Consider the following 15,378-nt stretch of genomic DNA (forward strand, 5'->3'; position numbering starts at 1 on the left):
GTTCCGGTATGGTTACCAAGACTCTTGAGGATCTGGTAACAAATGAAGGCAAACAGTATGATGTCTGTGTTGCTATCGGACCAATGATCATGATGAAATTTGTCTGTCTTCTTACTAAGAAACTTGGCATTCATACAATTGTCAGCATGAATCCGATCATGGTTGACGGAACTGGTATGTGTGGAGCATGCCGCCTTCAGGTTGGCGATGAGATCAAATTTGCCTGCGTAGACGGACCGGAATTCGACGGACATCTCGTTGATTTCGATCAGGCTATGAAGAGAAGCCAGATGTACAAGACCGAAGAAGGCCGTGCATTACTGAAGCTTCAGGAAGGCGATACCCACCACGGTGGATGCGGACAGTGCGGAGGTGACAAGTAATGGCAGATGCAAAGATGTTAAAGAAAGTTCCTGTAAGAGAGCAGGATCCGAAGGTACGTGCAACAAACTTTGAAGAAGTTTGTCTTGGATACAATCAGGAAGAAGCAATGGAAGAAGCACAGAGATGCTTAGGCTGCAAGAAACCGAAATGTGTAGAAGGCTGCCCTGTATCCATCAACATTCCTGGATTTATTGAACAGATCAAAGAAGGCAAGATTGAGGAAGCGTATAAAGTAATCGGATTATCTTCCGCACTTCCGGCTATCTGCGGACGTGTATGTCCTCAGGAATCACAGTGCGAAGGTAAATGTATCCGTGGCATTAAAGGTGAAGCCGTTTCTATCGGTAAACTGGAGAGATTTGTCGCTGACTATGCCCTGGAACATGACATCAAACCGGCAGGAGCAGAAGTTAAGAACGGACATAAAGTTGCAGTTATCGGCTCTGGTCCTTCCGGACTTACCTGTGCAGGTGACCTTGCGAAAGCAGGATATGATGTAACTGTATTCGAAGCTCTTCATGAACTTGGCGGCGTTCTTGTTTACGGTATTCCGGAATTCCGTCTTCCGAAACAGAAAGTTGTTAAGAAAGAGATTGAGAAAGTTAAAGAATTAGGTGTTAAATTTGAGACTAACGTAGTAATCGGTAAATCCACAACAATCGATCAGCTGATCGAGGATGAAGGATTTGAAGCTGTATTTATCGGATCAGGTGCAGGTCTTCCAATGTTTATGGGCATCCCGGGAGAGAATGCAAGTGGTGTATTCTCTGCTAACGAGTACCTTACAAGAAGCAACCTGATGAAAGCTTTCGATGAGTCTTATGATACACCGATCGCAGCCGGCAAGAAAGTTGCAGTTGTAGGTGGCGGTAACGTTGCTATGGATGCTGCAAGAACAGCTTTAAGACTTGGCGCTGAAGTACATATCGTATACAGAAGAAGTGAAGCAGAGCTTCCTGCACGAGCAGAAGAAGTTCATCACGCTAAAGAAGAAGGAATCATCTTTGATCTTCTTACTAACCCGAAGGAAGTCCTTGTTGATGAAAATGGTCATGTAAAAGGTATGAAGGTTGTTAAGATGGAACTTGGTGAGCCGGATGCTTCAGGAAGAAGACGCCCGGTTGAGATTCCAGGATCTGAATATGACATGGATGTAGATACAGTTATCATGTCCCTTGGTACTTCACCAAACCCACTGATCTCTTCCACAACAAAAGGTCTTGAGATCAACAAGAGAAGATGTATCGTCGCCGAAGAAGAAACAGGTAAGACATCCAAAGACGGCGTATATGCCGGTGGTGATGCTGTTACAGGTGCAGCTACAGTTATCCTTGCTATGGGTGCAGGTAAAGCTGGTGCCAGAGGTATCGACGAATATCTTAAAAATAAATAATTGAGAATTTATTAAGAAATTCTCTTGAATGTCCAAACGCAGGGCTCTCTGGCTGGTTTTTCAGTCAGGGGGCTTTTTGGTTGTAAACTATCTTTAAATGTGCTATAATAAATATAATTGTCGGGAAAGAGTTACTGTTTATTTATGCATGTAGTAGCAAAAGACATACAGTATAAATCAGTTGCTGAGAACGGGATAAGCAGCAATGAACAAACTAATCGATGAATAATTAGTGTATCTTCGTATTTGGTGTAAGGAACAGTGTATCTGCGAAATGATGTACTAAGGAACATCGGGAAACGGAAAAAGGATCAGTTTATGATAGTTGTATATTTAATTTTGCTGGCTGTTATTCAGGCAGTGGTGGAATTTCTTCCTGTCAGCAGTATGGGACATCTGTGCGCACTGGAACAGCTTATGGGAATAAATCATGGAACAGGCTTGCTGCTGGAAGCGATACTCCATCTGGGGACTGCTGCTGCAATTATATTTTTGTTTCGGAAAGATTTAAAGAAGATAGCTCTGGAACTTTTGGGAATGTTTATGGATCTTATCGGGAATCTGAATATTTATATCTATAACAAAAGAACCGGTAAGAATCTGAATTATGCAAGAATCGTGACGGGAACATATCGGAAATTAGGGGCACTTCTTGTTATTTCAATGATTCCGACAGCACTTCTGGGATTCACAGGAAGGAGACTGGCGCTTTTGGCGGCTGATTCGCCAATCGTTCCGGGAATTGGATTTTTACTTACGGGAGTACTGCTTCTGGTAACTGATCTGAATAAGTCCGGTGGAAAAAAAGGTCCGAAAGAGGCTTCTTATGACAGCGCCATGTGGCTTGGTATCTGTCAGGGACTTGCGGTTTTTCCGGGCATTTCAAGAATGGGACTTACATTATGCGCTGCACTTTTATGTGGATATAATCGTAAATTTGCGGTGCGTTTTTCAGTATTTATGAGCCTTCCTGCAATCGTAGGCGCTTTTTTTACTGAGATAGGAAATTTCGGTGCTTCTGAGATGACAGTTGGACTTGGTTTTGCGTATGTATTTGCAATGGTTATTGCAGGATTTGTGGGCTGTCTTGTGATACGAAGTACGGTTGCGATGGCTCAGAATATGAAACTGCGTTATTTTGCATATTATTCATTTGCGGTCGGTATTATTACACTGGCGTTGAATTTTGTTTTATAAGGGCCAGTATACTAATAAGGTGATTTCTAGGATATGAGGCCGGGAGTATCGGAGGTTTCAGGTATGTACGGCAAACGAAGGAATTATTCGTGAGAGATATAAAAGAGAATTAAGGAGGGAAGCCTTATAATGGCAGCATCAAAGAGTAAGAATACCGGACGTTCGGGGAAAGGTACAAAAAATACAAGGAATGCGAAAAAGCCGACGGCTATGGAGCAGGAAGTAGGTAAATTTCAGACAGAGATTATAATATTTGTGATCCTGGCAGCCTGCGTGATTCTGATGGCAAGCAATTTTGGCGTGGGAGGTTTTGTAGGAGATGCGATCAGTAACTTCTGTTTTGGACTGATGGGCCTGATGGCATATTTATTTCCAATCGTGTTCTTTTTAGAAGCGGCTTTTATTCTGATCAACAGGACGAATCGTCTGGCATATAAGAAACTTGCGGCAGCATTTGTAATGTTTTTATTTATGTGCGGAGCTGCACAGCTTCTTACGGATGGCTATATGAAAAGCACGACTTTGCTGGATTACTTTTCATTAAGCGCGGATTATAAAACTGGAGGCGGACTGATTGGTGGAGCAATCTGTATTTCAATCACATCTGCATTTGGTACGATTGGTGGTTATGTTATCATTATTCTGGCGTTTGTTGTCTGCATGATCATTATTACACAGCGTTCGCTGCTGGATTTTATAACTATGATCGTTATAAAGATATGTGATTTTGTAAAAGAGGGACATACACGATATGTTCAGGGACAGCCTGAGCGTGCGATGCGCAGGGAGGAGCGTGCCCGTGAACGCCAGCTTATGCGTGAAGAAAGACGTGAAGAACGAATCCGCAGACTGGAAGAGGAGATCGGAGATGATGAGATTTCAGATGGTGACTGCCTTCTTGATCCGGCTGAAGCGAAAAAAATGAAAAAAGGTGGATTTCTTGAAGGTACCAAACTGACAGGATATCCGGGAGGAGAAACCGAAGAGAAAAGAAAAAAAGAATCAGTGAAGAAGAAAAGACGGTATCAAGAGAGCATCGGAAATGTCATCAGAAGATGCAGGTACTGATACAGCTCATGAGAATATAAATCAGGAGCAGGATGAAACTGCGACAAAATATATGAGTTCCCCGATGAATTTTGAAATTCACAGAGCTGATACTACATCAGATATATACGAAAATGAGAATATTCCTCAGGAAGAAGATTTATTTGCTGAGAAAGAAGAGGCTTACGCAGACACTGTTTCCAGGTCTTCTGAACAAGCGAAAGTGCCGGAGGATGTGCCCCCTTTTCAGGAGGAGAAGGCACCACGGCAGGCTGTCGAGGAACCCTGAACCTTCTCAGAAAGAGATCCAGAGCGGAATTGTAAATATTCAGCATGAGATTATCCAGCAGGAAGAAGCCGTAAAAAAAGAATACAAATTTCCTACATTAAATCTTCTTAAAAAAGGAAGCAATAAATCACAGGGAGATTCTGATGCATATCTGCGTAAAACAGCACAGAAGCTTCAGGAAGTATTACATAACTTCGGAGTAAATGTGACAGTGACGAATGTAAGCTGTGGTCCTACGGTTACCCGTTATGAACTCCAGCCGGAGATGGGAGTGAAGGTCAGCAAGATCGTTGGTCTTGCAGATGACATCAAGCTTAACCTTGCAACTCCTGATATCCGTATTGAGGCACCGATTCCGGGAAAGGCAGCGGTAGGAATTGAGGTTCCGAATAAAGAGAACAGTACGGTTATGCTCAGGGATCTGCTTCAGTCAGAAGAGTTCCAGAAAGCGAAATCCAAGCTATCTTTTGCTGTAGGTAAGGATATTGCAGGAAAGACAGTTGTAACGGATATTGCGAAGATGCCGCATCTTCTGATCGCCGGTGCAACAGGTTCCGGTAAATCCGTATGTATCAATACTTTGATCATCAGTATTTTATATAAAGCGAAACCTGAAGAAGTAAAGCTTATTATGATTGACCCTAAAGTAGTAGAACTTAGTGTTTATAATGGAATTCCGCACCTGTTTATTCCGGTCGTAACAGATCCGAAAAAAGCGGCAGGAGCTTTAAACTGGGCGGTACAGGAGATGACAAATCGTTACAATACTTTCGCAGAGTATGGTGTGCGTAATCTGGATGAATATAACAGAAAAGCAGAACAGATCAAGGAGGCAGGAGCGGAAGAAGAACCGGTGAAGATGCCTCAGATCGTAATCATTGTGGACGAGCTTGCAGACCTTATGATGGTTGCACCGGGTGAGGTGGAAGATGCGATCTGCCGTCTGGCTCAGCTTGCGCGTGCTGCCGGTATTCATCTGATCATTGCGACACAGAGACCATCTGTAAACGTTATTACCGGTCTGATCAAGGCGAACATGCCTTCTCGAATTGCTTTTTCTGTATCCTCTGGTGTCGATTCCAGAACAATCCTGGATATGAATGGGGCAGAGAAACTTCTTGGAAAAGGTGATATGCTCTTTTATCCACAGGGATATCAGAAACCGGCGAGACTTCAGGGAGCGTTTGTTTCTGATGATGAAGTCAGTGCGGTGGTTGAGTTTCTTGCAGATAAGAATCCGGGAGTACAATATAACCAGCAGATTGAGCAGCAGGTGAACTCTCCTGTAACAGCAGCAGGAATGTCTGGTGATGACAGGGATGTACATTTCGAGGAAGCTGGTAAGTTTATCATTGAAAAAGAGAAAGCTTCCATTGGCATGCTTCAGAGAATGTTTAAAATTGGCTTTAATCGTGCTGCCAGAATTATGGATCAGCTTTGCGATGCAGGTGTAGTTGGTCCGGAAGAAGGGACTAAACCGAGAAAAGTTCTTATGTCTATGGAAGAATTTCAGAATTATCTTGAGAACCAGTAAGTGAGGACTGCCTATGAAATGTCCGAAATGTCACAAAGAAGTGGAGAAGGGGTCTTTGTATTGCCCGTATTGTCTTGCAGAGATACCTTGGGTAAAAGAGTTTGATTCTGTAGAAACACTTATGAAGAAAGAACAGCAGAATCGTCCGCCACAGAAGAAATCCAAGTTTAAATATTTTAATAAATTAAAAAAATGGAAGAGAAAAAAACGATATATCAGACATATCAGTAAAAAACAGCTGATATGTCTTGTGGCATTTGCGGCAATATTGCTGGGGGCACTGTGTTATCGGCAGTTACATTCTTTTTCGGCTTTGTATTCCGGCGCAAAGAGGCAGTATGAACAGCAGAATTATGAAAGGGCATTAAAGATTGCGGAAGATGCCCTTGATTTGAAACCGGAAAGTGAGGCTGCAAATCTCTTGTTGGCGAAGAGTATGGAGAAGCTGGGAGACAGGAAATCAGCAATTCTTGTTTTGAAACCTTTTATACGTAATAAAACTGCCGGAGTGTCATTATACAGGGAATATGTGGAGTTTCTTGTACAGAACGGAAATACTGAGGAAGTAAGAAATGTACTGAAACATGCAAGTAAGGAAGTTCAGGATAAATGCAGTGATTATATCTGCGAAACTCCTGTGTCAAATCCTGCGTCGGGTACTTATGCATCGGTACAGACTCTGGAATTGAGGGCAGATCATGCCCGGATTTATTATACTCTGGATGGAAGTGTACCTACAAAAGACAGTGCGTTGTATACAGAGCCGATTACTTTGAGAGAGGGAACGACAGAAGTTAAAGCGATTGGTGTGAATGATAAAGGCATTGAGAGTGATATGATCTACAGAAAATATGTGATTGTTCTGAAGACACCAGATGCACCAGAGGTAACACCAAAGTCCGGCGATTATGATAAGAAAACCAAAATAAAAGTGACTGTGCCGGATGGATGTAAGGCATATTACGCGTTTGATTCTCAGCCGGATATTAACAGTACACTTTATGAACAGCCAATATCCATGCCTGTTGGATATCATAAATTAAATGTGATTCTTGTAGCTGCCAATGGTAAGGTCAGTAAAGTGACTACGATGGAGTATTATCTGCAATATTAGTGGCTTTTGCTTTGAATTAGAATTTGTCGAGTTACTGTTCACGAAGTGGACAGTAACTTTGTTGACACATTAGAAGTAAGGAAGATTAAATAATGGAAATCCGTATTATTACAGTTGGAAAGATTAAAGAGAAATATTTATCCGATGGAATTGCAGAATATGCGAAACGACTCAGCAGATACTGTAAACTGACTTTCTGTCAGGTAGCCGATGAGAAAACACCTGATAAGGCATCGGAAGCATTAAATATACAGATCAAAGATACAGAGGGAGAGCGTCTGATGAAGCATATCCGGGAGCAGGACTATGTGATCGCGCTGGCAATTGATGGAAAAATGCTGGATTCGGTAGAGCTTTCTGAAAAGATTGAAAAACTGGGGGTTTCTGGTATCAGCTCCATTGCTTTTGTAATCGGCGGATCACTGGGATTAAGCGACAGGGTGTTAAAACGTGCGGATTATAAGCTGAGTTTTTCAAAGATGACATTTCCTCATCAGTTGATGCAGATGATTCTTCTGGAACAGATATACAGAAGTTACCGCATCATGAACCATGAGCCATATCACAAATAAATGCGGGATTTCTGCGGATGGTGAATATCTGATAGGATATTATAATGATGTTAAGTTCAAAAGTCTTATCGTGCAAGCACGAACGACTTTCTGATCTTTTGATCCTGACATCTTATAATATGAGTGCTGCACAATACGAATATAAAATGAAAGAAGACAAAAGACATGAATACAGAAAAATTTGAAGAGTTTATTTCGCAATATCCTATTTTTGAATATCGTTTGCTTGATACGAAGGATATTGGGGTAGAAGAGCGCGTGCGTACGATCTGCAGAGAAGAATGTGAGCGTTATGATTCTACCTGGGCCTGTCCGCCGGCAGTGGGTACTTTAGAGGAATGTGAAAAGAAAATAAGAAGTTTTCCACAGGCTGTTTTCTTTTCCAGTGTGGCGGAAGTTTCGGATATTATGAATATGGAAGAAATGTTATCTACCAGACATGCGCACGAAGATCTGACCACAGAGGTGGGAAAATACCTGAACAGGGAAGGATATGAGACATATATCCTTTCGACAGAATCCTGCGATATCTGTGAAAAATGCGCATACAAGGAAGGAAAACCCTGCAGGCATCCAGAGCGGATGCATCCATGTCTGGAGAGCCATGGCGTGGTAGTAAATGAGATCGTAGAGCGCGAATCTATGGAATATAATCTTGGAGGAAATACCATTCTGTGGTTTTCTATGGTTCTGTTTCGTTAAACTGGAATTTGTATAATCTCTCTGGCATAGACTGATACTAAAAGCCGGAGGGATTTTTTTATGGGAAAATTGGGACGGTGGAAGGAACAGATGGTATCAGCGTTAGAGATTCCTCCTGATCTGGCATATAGTGAAACGATTATTACTATGACTGGTTCAATGGAAATTCTCATTGAGAATTATAAGTCTATTTCCAGATATACACCTACAGAAATTGTAGTCCGGTCTCTTCGGGGAAAGGTAAGCATCTGTGGAAAAAATCTGGAGATTCTCTGGTATACTTCCAGCGCAATGAAGGTGACCGGGAATATCTCAGGTATTTATCCAAAGAAGCAGATGACATAAAAATCAGGTGGTGGGAATGGAAAAAATCCTGAAATTAATATATGGTTACATAATCATTCTTGTGAGAGGAGAATATCCGGAACGCTTTTTAAATCTCTGCAGAAGCAGAAAGATTTATATGGAGAAAATACAGTACAAAAATAATGATCAGGTTACTGCTCAAATGCGGGCAGGAGATTTCTGGCGCTTAAGACCGGTTCGGAGTAAAACAGGTGTACATATTCAGATTATACAAAAACGGGGAATGCCCTTCTTTTTTTTCGCAAATAAAAAAAGAAAAGCTTTTTTTGCAGGAATGCTTCTTGGATGTGTTCTGATATTTTTTATGACGGGGAGAATCTGGAATATTCATATAGAGGGAAATGTCCGAAACGGTACAGGAGAGATACTGGATTTCCTTGATGAACAGGGTATCGTTCACGGAATGGCGAAAAAGAAAGTGAATTGTTCTGAGCTTGCGGCAGCAGTACGAAGAAAATTCACAGAAACTACATGGGTATCTGCAAGGATAGAAGGAACCCGTCTGATTCTCGAACTTCAGGAGGGAATTACTGAAAAAGAAGATTCTGCGGATACAAGTCCTTGTGACTTGATCGCAGATAAAGAAGGGATAATTACGGATATGATCGTTCGTTGTGGAGTACCTGTAAAGAACCCCGGGGATGTATGTAAAAAAGGGGAACTTCTGGTATCCGGAGAACTTCATATTATGAATGACAGCCAGGAAATCGTGAGAAATGAATATGTTCATGCAGATGCAGACATTTTTATTTCCAGACAGATTTCATATTATCAGGAATTTTCAATGAAGCATCCGGTGGAAAAACCAGCTGGAAAAATAAAACGTGGATTATACTTTCGCATAGGACAATGGTATCTTGGATTATACGGACCGGTGGTTCAAAGTCAGCGATGTGTTACGGAGGAAGAACCTCTGCATATTACAGAAAATTTTCTGCTGCCTGTATGGATAGGACGGGCAAAAGTTGTAAATTATGAATCAAAAGAAGAAACTTATACGCCGGAAGCGGCCAATGGGGAGGCTGCACAGCAATTACAAAAATACGAGAAAAAACTTCTGGAAGATAATCTGAAGATTTTAAAAACTAATATAACAACCAGAATTACCGGACAGTCTTGCATTACGAGGGGAACCATACAAGTCGTAGAACAGATTGGTAAAGAACAGGTGATAAAGGAGAAAGATACAAAAATCCGGTGAGGGAGTTTGACCTGTAAACAGGATTACTGTTCACTTCGTTCTCAGTAACACGCTTCGCGATGCACAGAATTTATGCTGATCGCATAAATTCGCGCCGTATGTCTCGGGATTTTGGCATTTTCATGCCAAAACACCTCGCGGGATAGTGTCGTGTGAACAGTAACTAAACAGGTTCTATGCTATATTGACGATAAATGCCGACACAGAAACTTCACAAAATAATAGGTAAATGAGGGAAGTTTTTATTTAAAAACTTGCAAGGAGGTGTTACAATAGACACATCTGGTTCTTTCGCGGGCAACAGCCCAGGCGAATGGTAATCCAGAATTATGTACATGAAAGGACATCACAGGATGGCTGGTAACATTATTGAATTACACACAGAAGTGCCTGCTGATCTGGAATCAAATGTATTTGGCCAGTTTGACGAGCATCTTAAACTGATTGAGAGAACACTGAACGTAACGGTGATTTCCAGAGACGGAATTCTTAAGATACTTGGCAATGAACAGAGCACATCTTCTGCGAAGAAATTAATAGAAGAGCTTGTGGTGCTTGCAAAGAGAGGCAACACGATCACAAGACAGAACATAAATTATGCTCTTTCTCTGGCAATGGAGCAGAGAAATGAGGTTCTTACTGAGATAGATAAAGATTTTATATGCAATACGATTCAGGGAAGACCTATTAAACCGAAAACACTTGGACAGAAGGATTATGTAGAACAGATTCGTAAGAAGATGATTGTCTTTGGCGTAGGTCCTGCCGGTACAGGTAAAACTTATCTGGCAATGGCGATGGCGGTAACTGCTTTCAGAAACGAGGAGGTCAGCAGAATTATTCTGACACGTCCGGCAATCGAAGCAGGAGAGAAGCTGGGTTTTCTCCCGGGAGATCTTCAGAGCAAGGTCGATCCATACCTGAGACCGCTTTATGATGCATTGTATCAGATCATGGGAGCTGACAGCTTTGCCAGGAATATGGAACGTGGTCTGATTGAAGTAGCACCTCTTGCCTATATGCGAGGACGTACACTTGATAATGCATTTATCATCCTTGATGAGGCGCAGAATACGACTCCTGCACAGATGAAAATGTTCCTGACGCGTATAGGATTCGGCTCTAAAGTAATCATTACAGGAGATGCTTCCCAGAAGGACCTTCCAAGAGATGCTACGTCAGGACTTGATGTAGCAATGAAAGTACTGAAGAAAATAGATGATATTGGTTTTTGTCAGCTTACCAGCAAAGACGTTGTCCGTCATCCGCTGGTACAGCAGATCGTTCAGGCGTATGATGATTATGAAAAGAAACAAAAGCCTGAAAGACCGGCAAGACGCAGAAACGGGGGAAATGAACGATGAATATGCAGATCGATTATGAGACAGACCGGGAACTGGGAATCGATTATGAGACTCTGGCAGTAAAAGTAGCCGATAAGGTTCTTGAAATGGAAGAATGTCCCTATGAGGCGCAGGTGAACCTGGTGCTTACAGATAATGAGGAGATTAAGAGAGTTAACACAGAGTTTCGTGATATTGAGAGGGCGACAGATGTACTTTCTTTTCCCATGATTCCTTTTGAGACACCGGCAGGATATGAAATCGTAGAAGAAGATGAATCCTATTTTGACCTTGACACCGATGAACTCCTTTTGGGAGACATTATGATTTCAGTGGATAAGGTGTTTGCACAGGCAGAGGAATACGGACACAGTGTAACCAGAGAGTTCTGTTTCCTGGTGGCGCACAGTATGCTTCACCTTCTTGGATATGATCATATGACATCTGAAGAAGCGACTGTTATGGAAGCGAAACAGGCAAAAGCGCTGGATGAACTTGGAATTACTCGTTAGAGAGCGTCAAAAATTAAAGTTATATAAATGGAGTAACAAAAGAATGAATTATCGGGAAAGACTTAAGAATAAAAAACGTATTGTAATCAAAATTGGTTCCTCTTCCCTGACACATCCGGAGACAGGCAGACTGAACCTCCGCAAGCTGGAAGTTCTTGCAAGAGAACTCAGTGATCTGCGTAATCAGGGAAAAGATGTAATTCTTGTTTCTTCAGGTGCTATTGCAACAGGAGTTGCCGCACTTGGAATGAAAGAAAAGCCGACGGAACTTAAAGGAAAGCAGGCCTGTGCGGCAGTAGGACAGGCCAGACTGATGATGATCTATCAGAAACTTTTTTCAGAGTATAATCAGCCATCTGCACAGATTCTGATGACCAAAAATACGATGGTAAATAATATCAACAGAAAGAATGCGCAGAATACCTTTAATGAATTGCTGAGTCTGGGAGTTATCCCTATTGTAAATGAGAACGACTCTATTTCTACCTATGAGCTTCAGAACCTGGAGAAATTCGGTGATAATGATACACTGTCGGCAGTGGTTGCAGCTCTTGTTCAGGCTGATCTGCTGATTTTGTTATCTGATATCGACGGACTTTTTACAGATGATCCGAACACAAACCCGAATGCGAAATTTATTGATGTGGTAGAGAACCTGGATGATAAACTGCTCAACATGGGAAAAGGAACTTCAGGAAGTAAGGTAGGAACCGGAGGAATGGCTACAAAGCTGACTGCTGCACAGATTGCATCAGCAGCAGGCGTGGATATGGTAATTGCAAATGGAGCAGATTTCCATATCATCCATAAGATTACAGAAGGACGTAATTACGGCACACTGTTTGTAAGCCAGTCCAAAGAGGAAGTTTACCTGATCGATATTATTGACAGACTGTTGTAAGAGGTCTACAAACAGGATACTTTCTTGTGAAATAAAGAAATTAAATATATAGCTAAGAAATGGAGAAATACTATGGAAGTCGAAAAGATTGACCGTATTAATGCACTTGCACATAAAGCGAAGAGCGTAGGACTTACAGAAGAAGAGAAAAAAGAGAGAGATCTGCTCCGTAAGGAGTATCTGGCATCTGTCCGCATGAATCTGCGTTCTCAGCTTGATAATATTGATGTAAAACAGGAAGATGGAAGTATCGTTAATCTGGGTGAGAGATATGGAATCAAAAAAAGACATTAGAAAGAAAATTTTTGCAGAAAGAAAGCTGCGCAGTGATGAGCAGATAAGAACTATGAGTCTTATAATCACCGAAAGAGTGACAGCGCTTCCTGCATTCAAAAACGCCAGTCAGATTCTGGTATATGCAGATTACAATCATGAAGTTGTAACGGAGTATCTTATAAAAGAGGCATGGAAGGCCGGAAAGGAAGTTGCAGTTCCAAAGGTTGTGGAAAAGGATATGGTATTTTATAAACTGACCGATTTTTCACAGCTTGAACCTGGATACTTTGGGATTCCCGAACCGGCATCGGGGGAGATTGTTGAATGGCCAGAGGCTCTTATGATCATGCCAGGCGTGGCTTTTGACAGAGAGAATCACAGGGTTGGATATGGCGGAGGATTTTATGACCGCTATCTTGAGAAGCATCCGCAGCTTGAGCGGGTTGCTGTCGCATTTTCTTTTCAGATGTTGCCGGAGGTTCCGACAGAACCTACAGATATCTGCCCGCAGATCGTGGTAACAGAAGAGGAGACATGCTATCTTACTGACTGAAAGGAGACCGGGACATGAATGAGATGCTGAATCGCCTTGGCATGAATGCAAAGGCAGCCGAAACAGAAATGAGAAATCTTTCCACAAACAAGAAGAATGAAGTGCTTCTTGCAGTGGCAGACAGACTGGTAAAAGATGCGCAGACATTGATCAGTGCCAATGCACTGGATGTAGAAGAAGGAAAACGTAATCATATGCCAGAGGGACTTATTGACAGACTTCTCCTTACAGAGAGCAGAATTGAAGGAATGGCAGAGGGGCTGCGACAGGTTTCTGCTCTGGAAGATCCGATCGGAGAAGTGATGGGAATGAAGAAACGTCCGAATGGGTTACTTATCGGACAGAAAAGAGTACCGCTTGGCGTAATTGGAATTATCTACGAGGCAAGACCAAATGTGACAGCGGATGCATTTGCGTTATGCTTTAAGACAGGTAATGTAGTGATTTTAAAAGGCGGAAGCGATGCAATCCATTCAAATGAAGCAATCGTAAACTGCATCAGAGAAACTCTGAAAGAGCAGGGAGTGACAGAGAATGCAATTCAGCTTATTTCTGACACTTCAAGAGAGACAGCGGCTGAATTTATGAAGATGAATCAATATGTGGATGTGCTTATCCCACGTGGAGGACGAGGCCTGATCAAAGCGGTAGTAGAACAGAGTACCATTCCTGTTATTGAGACAGGTACAGGTAACTGTCATACGTATGTAGATGAGACAGCAGATCTGCAGATGGCGGCAAACATTATTATTAATGCAAAAACTCAGAGAGTTGGTGTATGCAATGCCTGCGAGTCCGTTCTTGTACATAAAGATATCAAAGATGCATTTCTTCCTGTCCTTGCGAAACGCCTTCAGGAGAAACATGTGGAAATCCGTGCAGATGAAGCGGCATATGATCTGATTCCGGGAGCGGTACATGCTACAGAAGAGGATTGGGGAAAGGAATATCTGGATTATATTCTTTCAATCAAAGTGGTTTCTTCTGTGGAAGAGGCAATTGCTCATATTAATAAGTATAATACCAAGCATTCAGAGGCTATTATCACAAATAATTATGAGCATGCACAGAAGTTCCTGGACGAAGTGGATGCGGCAGCGGTTTATGTGAATGCTTCTACACGATTTACGGATGGCTTTGAGTTTGGCTTTGGAGCAGAGATTGGTATCAGTACGCAGAAGCTTCATGCGAGAGGACCGATGGGACTGCAGGCTCTGACCACAACGAAATATATTATTTATGGAAATGGACAGGTGCGTCCATAGCCAACAGTAACATTGATTTTTTCTGAAAGATGTGATATACTTCATCTCAGATTTGGGGTTACCACCTGCTTCCCGGGAGGAAAGAAGGATAGCAGGCAGTAACAGATTTGATTATAAACTCATTCACGGGAGGACATAAAATGAGAAAAAAACAACTTTTTGCTTTATTAATGGCAAGTGCATTGTCCGTGGGAATGGCACCGACAGCCGCATTTGCAGCAGCAGATACAGCAGTGGAAGCAGCAAGTGAGGAAGTTTCCGGAGAACTTGATGCAGCAGATACAGAAGCACCGGCAGAAGATCCAGCAGAGACACCAGACGATGAGGCACCAGCCGATGAAACACCGGTGGAAGATCCGGCAGCAGATCCGACAGAGACACCAGCTGAGGAAACACCGGCAGAGGAAGAAGAAACCCCTGCACAGGATGAAACAGATGCTCAGGCTGCAGAAGCTGATGCTGCGGCAGCAATCGTAGTTGGTGATCAGTCTTATACAACTCTTGCAGATGCGTTTGCAGCAGTACCGGATACAACAGATCTGACAGGCACACCTACTTATGTTAAAGTAAAAGGTGAGATTGAACTGAATGCTACTGTAGATGTTCCGGCTACTAAGAATATTATGCTGGTTGCAGCGGAAGATACTACAATCAAACGTGCAGCAGGATTCACAGACAGCATGTTTACTGTAAATGGTGGTAATTTGCAGATGGCAGGTGGTTCTGCGA

The 15,378-nt window shown here is 42.3% G+C and carries 14 protein-coding genes and 2 pseudogenes; all 16 read left to right on the forward strand.

The window, feature by feature from the left end:
* The coding region (locus AC058W_RS13250; protein WP_479390182.1) for an iron-sulfur cluster-binding protein at positions 1 to 383 on the forward strand (383 nt) is incomplete at its 5' end.
* Positions 383 to 1,777: an NADPH-dependent glutamate synthase gene (gene gltA, locus AC058W_RS13255; protein WP_118410940.1), complete on the forward strand. Its 1,395-nt coding sequence runs from the start codon at positions 383 to 385 to the stop codon at positions 1,775 to 1,777. The genes AC058W_RS13250 and gltA, both read left to right, overlap by 1 nt.
* Before the next feature lie 318 nt (positions 1,778 to 2,095).
* Positions 2,096 to 2,974: an undecaprenyl-diphosphate phosphatase gene (locus AC058W_RS13260; RefSeq protein ID WP_178413142.1), complete on the forward strand. Its 879-nt coding sequence runs from the start codon at positions 2,096 to 2,098 to the stop codon at positions 2,972 to 2,974.
* Positions 2,975 to 3,256: 282 nt separating this feature from the next.
* Positions 3,257 to 5,844: pseudogene (locus tag AC058W_RS13265) on the forward strand (FtsK/SpoIIIE family DNA translocase).
* Between the two features lie 13 nt (positions 5,845 to 5,857).
* Positions 5,858 to 6,958 (forward strand): chitobiase/beta-hexosaminidase C-terminal domain-containing protein, encoded by a 1,101-nt coding sequence (locus tag AC058W_RS13270; RefSeq protein ID WP_117676436.1) that lies wholly within the window; start codon positions 5,858 to 5,860, stop codon positions 6,956 to 6,958.
* A gap of 92 nt (positions 6,959 to 7,050) precedes the next feature.
* Entirely contained in the window at positions 7,051 to 7,530 is a 480-nt protein-coding gene (gene rlmH, locus AC058W_RS13275) for a 23S rRNA (pseudouridine(1915)-N(3))-methyltransferase RlmH (RefSeq protein WP_117676437.1), read from the forward strand.
* Positions 7,531 to 7,695: 165 nt separating this feature from the next.
* Complete coding sequence (locus AC058W_RS13280) at positions 7,696 to 8,232, forward strand: DUF2284 domain-containing protein (RefSeq protein ID WP_117676439.1); 537 nt, start codon at positions 7,696 to 7,698, stop codon at positions 8,230 to 8,232.
* A 60-nt stretch (positions 8,233 to 8,292) separates the two neighbouring features.
* Entirely contained in the window at positions 8,293 to 8,577 is a 285-nt protein-coding gene (locus AC058W_RS13285) for a YabP/YqfC family sporulation protein (protein WP_117676440.1), read from the forward strand.
* A 16-nt stretch (positions 8,578 to 8,593) separates the two neighbouring features.
* The gene (locus AC058W_RS13290; RefSeq protein ID WP_118609871.1) at positions 8,594 to 9,799 is read left to right on the forward strand and encodes a sporulation protein YqfD; all 1,206 of its coding nucleotides are present in this window, start codon (positions 8,594 to 8,596) and stop codon (positions 9,797 to 9,799) included.
* A 353-nt stretch (positions 9,800 to 10,152) separates the two neighbouring features.
* Positions 10,153 to 11,163, forward strand: coding sequence for a PhoH family protein (locus tag AC058W_RS13295; RefSeq protein WP_479390183.1), 1,011 nt, complete (start codon positions 10,153 to 10,155; stop codon positions 11,161 to 11,163).
* Positions 11,160 to 11,654, forward strand: a complete 495-nt coding sequence (gene ybeY / locus AC058W_RS13300; protein WP_117676443.1) for an rRNA maturation RNase YbeY — start codon at positions 11,160 to 11,162, stop codon at positions 11,652 to 11,654. Before AC058W_RS13295 ends, ybeY begins: the two co-directional genes overlap by 4 nt.
* 43 nt (positions 11,655 to 11,697) lie before the next feature.
* Positions 11,698 to 12,555, forward strand: coding sequence for a glutamate 5-kinase (gene proB, locus AC058W_RS13305; protein ID WP_117676444.1), 858 nt, complete (start codon positions 11,698 to 11,700; stop codon positions 12,553 to 12,555).
* Between the two features lie 72 nt (positions 12,556 to 12,627).
* Entirely contained in the window at positions 12,628 to 12,849 is a 222-nt protein-coding gene (locus AC058W_RS13310; RefSeq protein WP_117676445.1) for a DUF896 domain-containing protein, read from the forward strand.
* Positions 12,827 to 13,384 (forward strand): 5-formyltetrahydrofolate cyclo-ligase, encoded by a 558-nt coding sequence (locus tag AC058W_RS13315; protein ID WP_117676446.1) that lies wholly within the window; start codon positions 12,827 to 12,829, stop codon positions 13,382 to 13,384. The genes AC058W_RS13310 and AC058W_RS13315 overlap by 23 nt, the downstream gene beginning before the upstream one ends.
* A gap of 23 nt (positions 13,385 to 13,407) precedes the next feature.
* Positions 13,408 to 14,649 (forward strand): glutamate-5-semialdehyde dehydrogenase, encoded by a 1,242-nt coding sequence (locus AC058W_RS13320; RefSeq protein ID WP_479390184.1) that lies wholly within the window; start codon positions 13,408 to 13,410, stop codon positions 14,647 to 14,649.
* Positions 14,650 to 14,789: 140 nt separating this feature from the next.
* Positions 14,790 to 15,378, forward strand: a pseudogene (locus tag AC058W_RS13325) (hypothetical protein); the annotation flags it as partial.

The organism is Blautia sp. CGZ-1-C1, assembly GCF_056504575.1.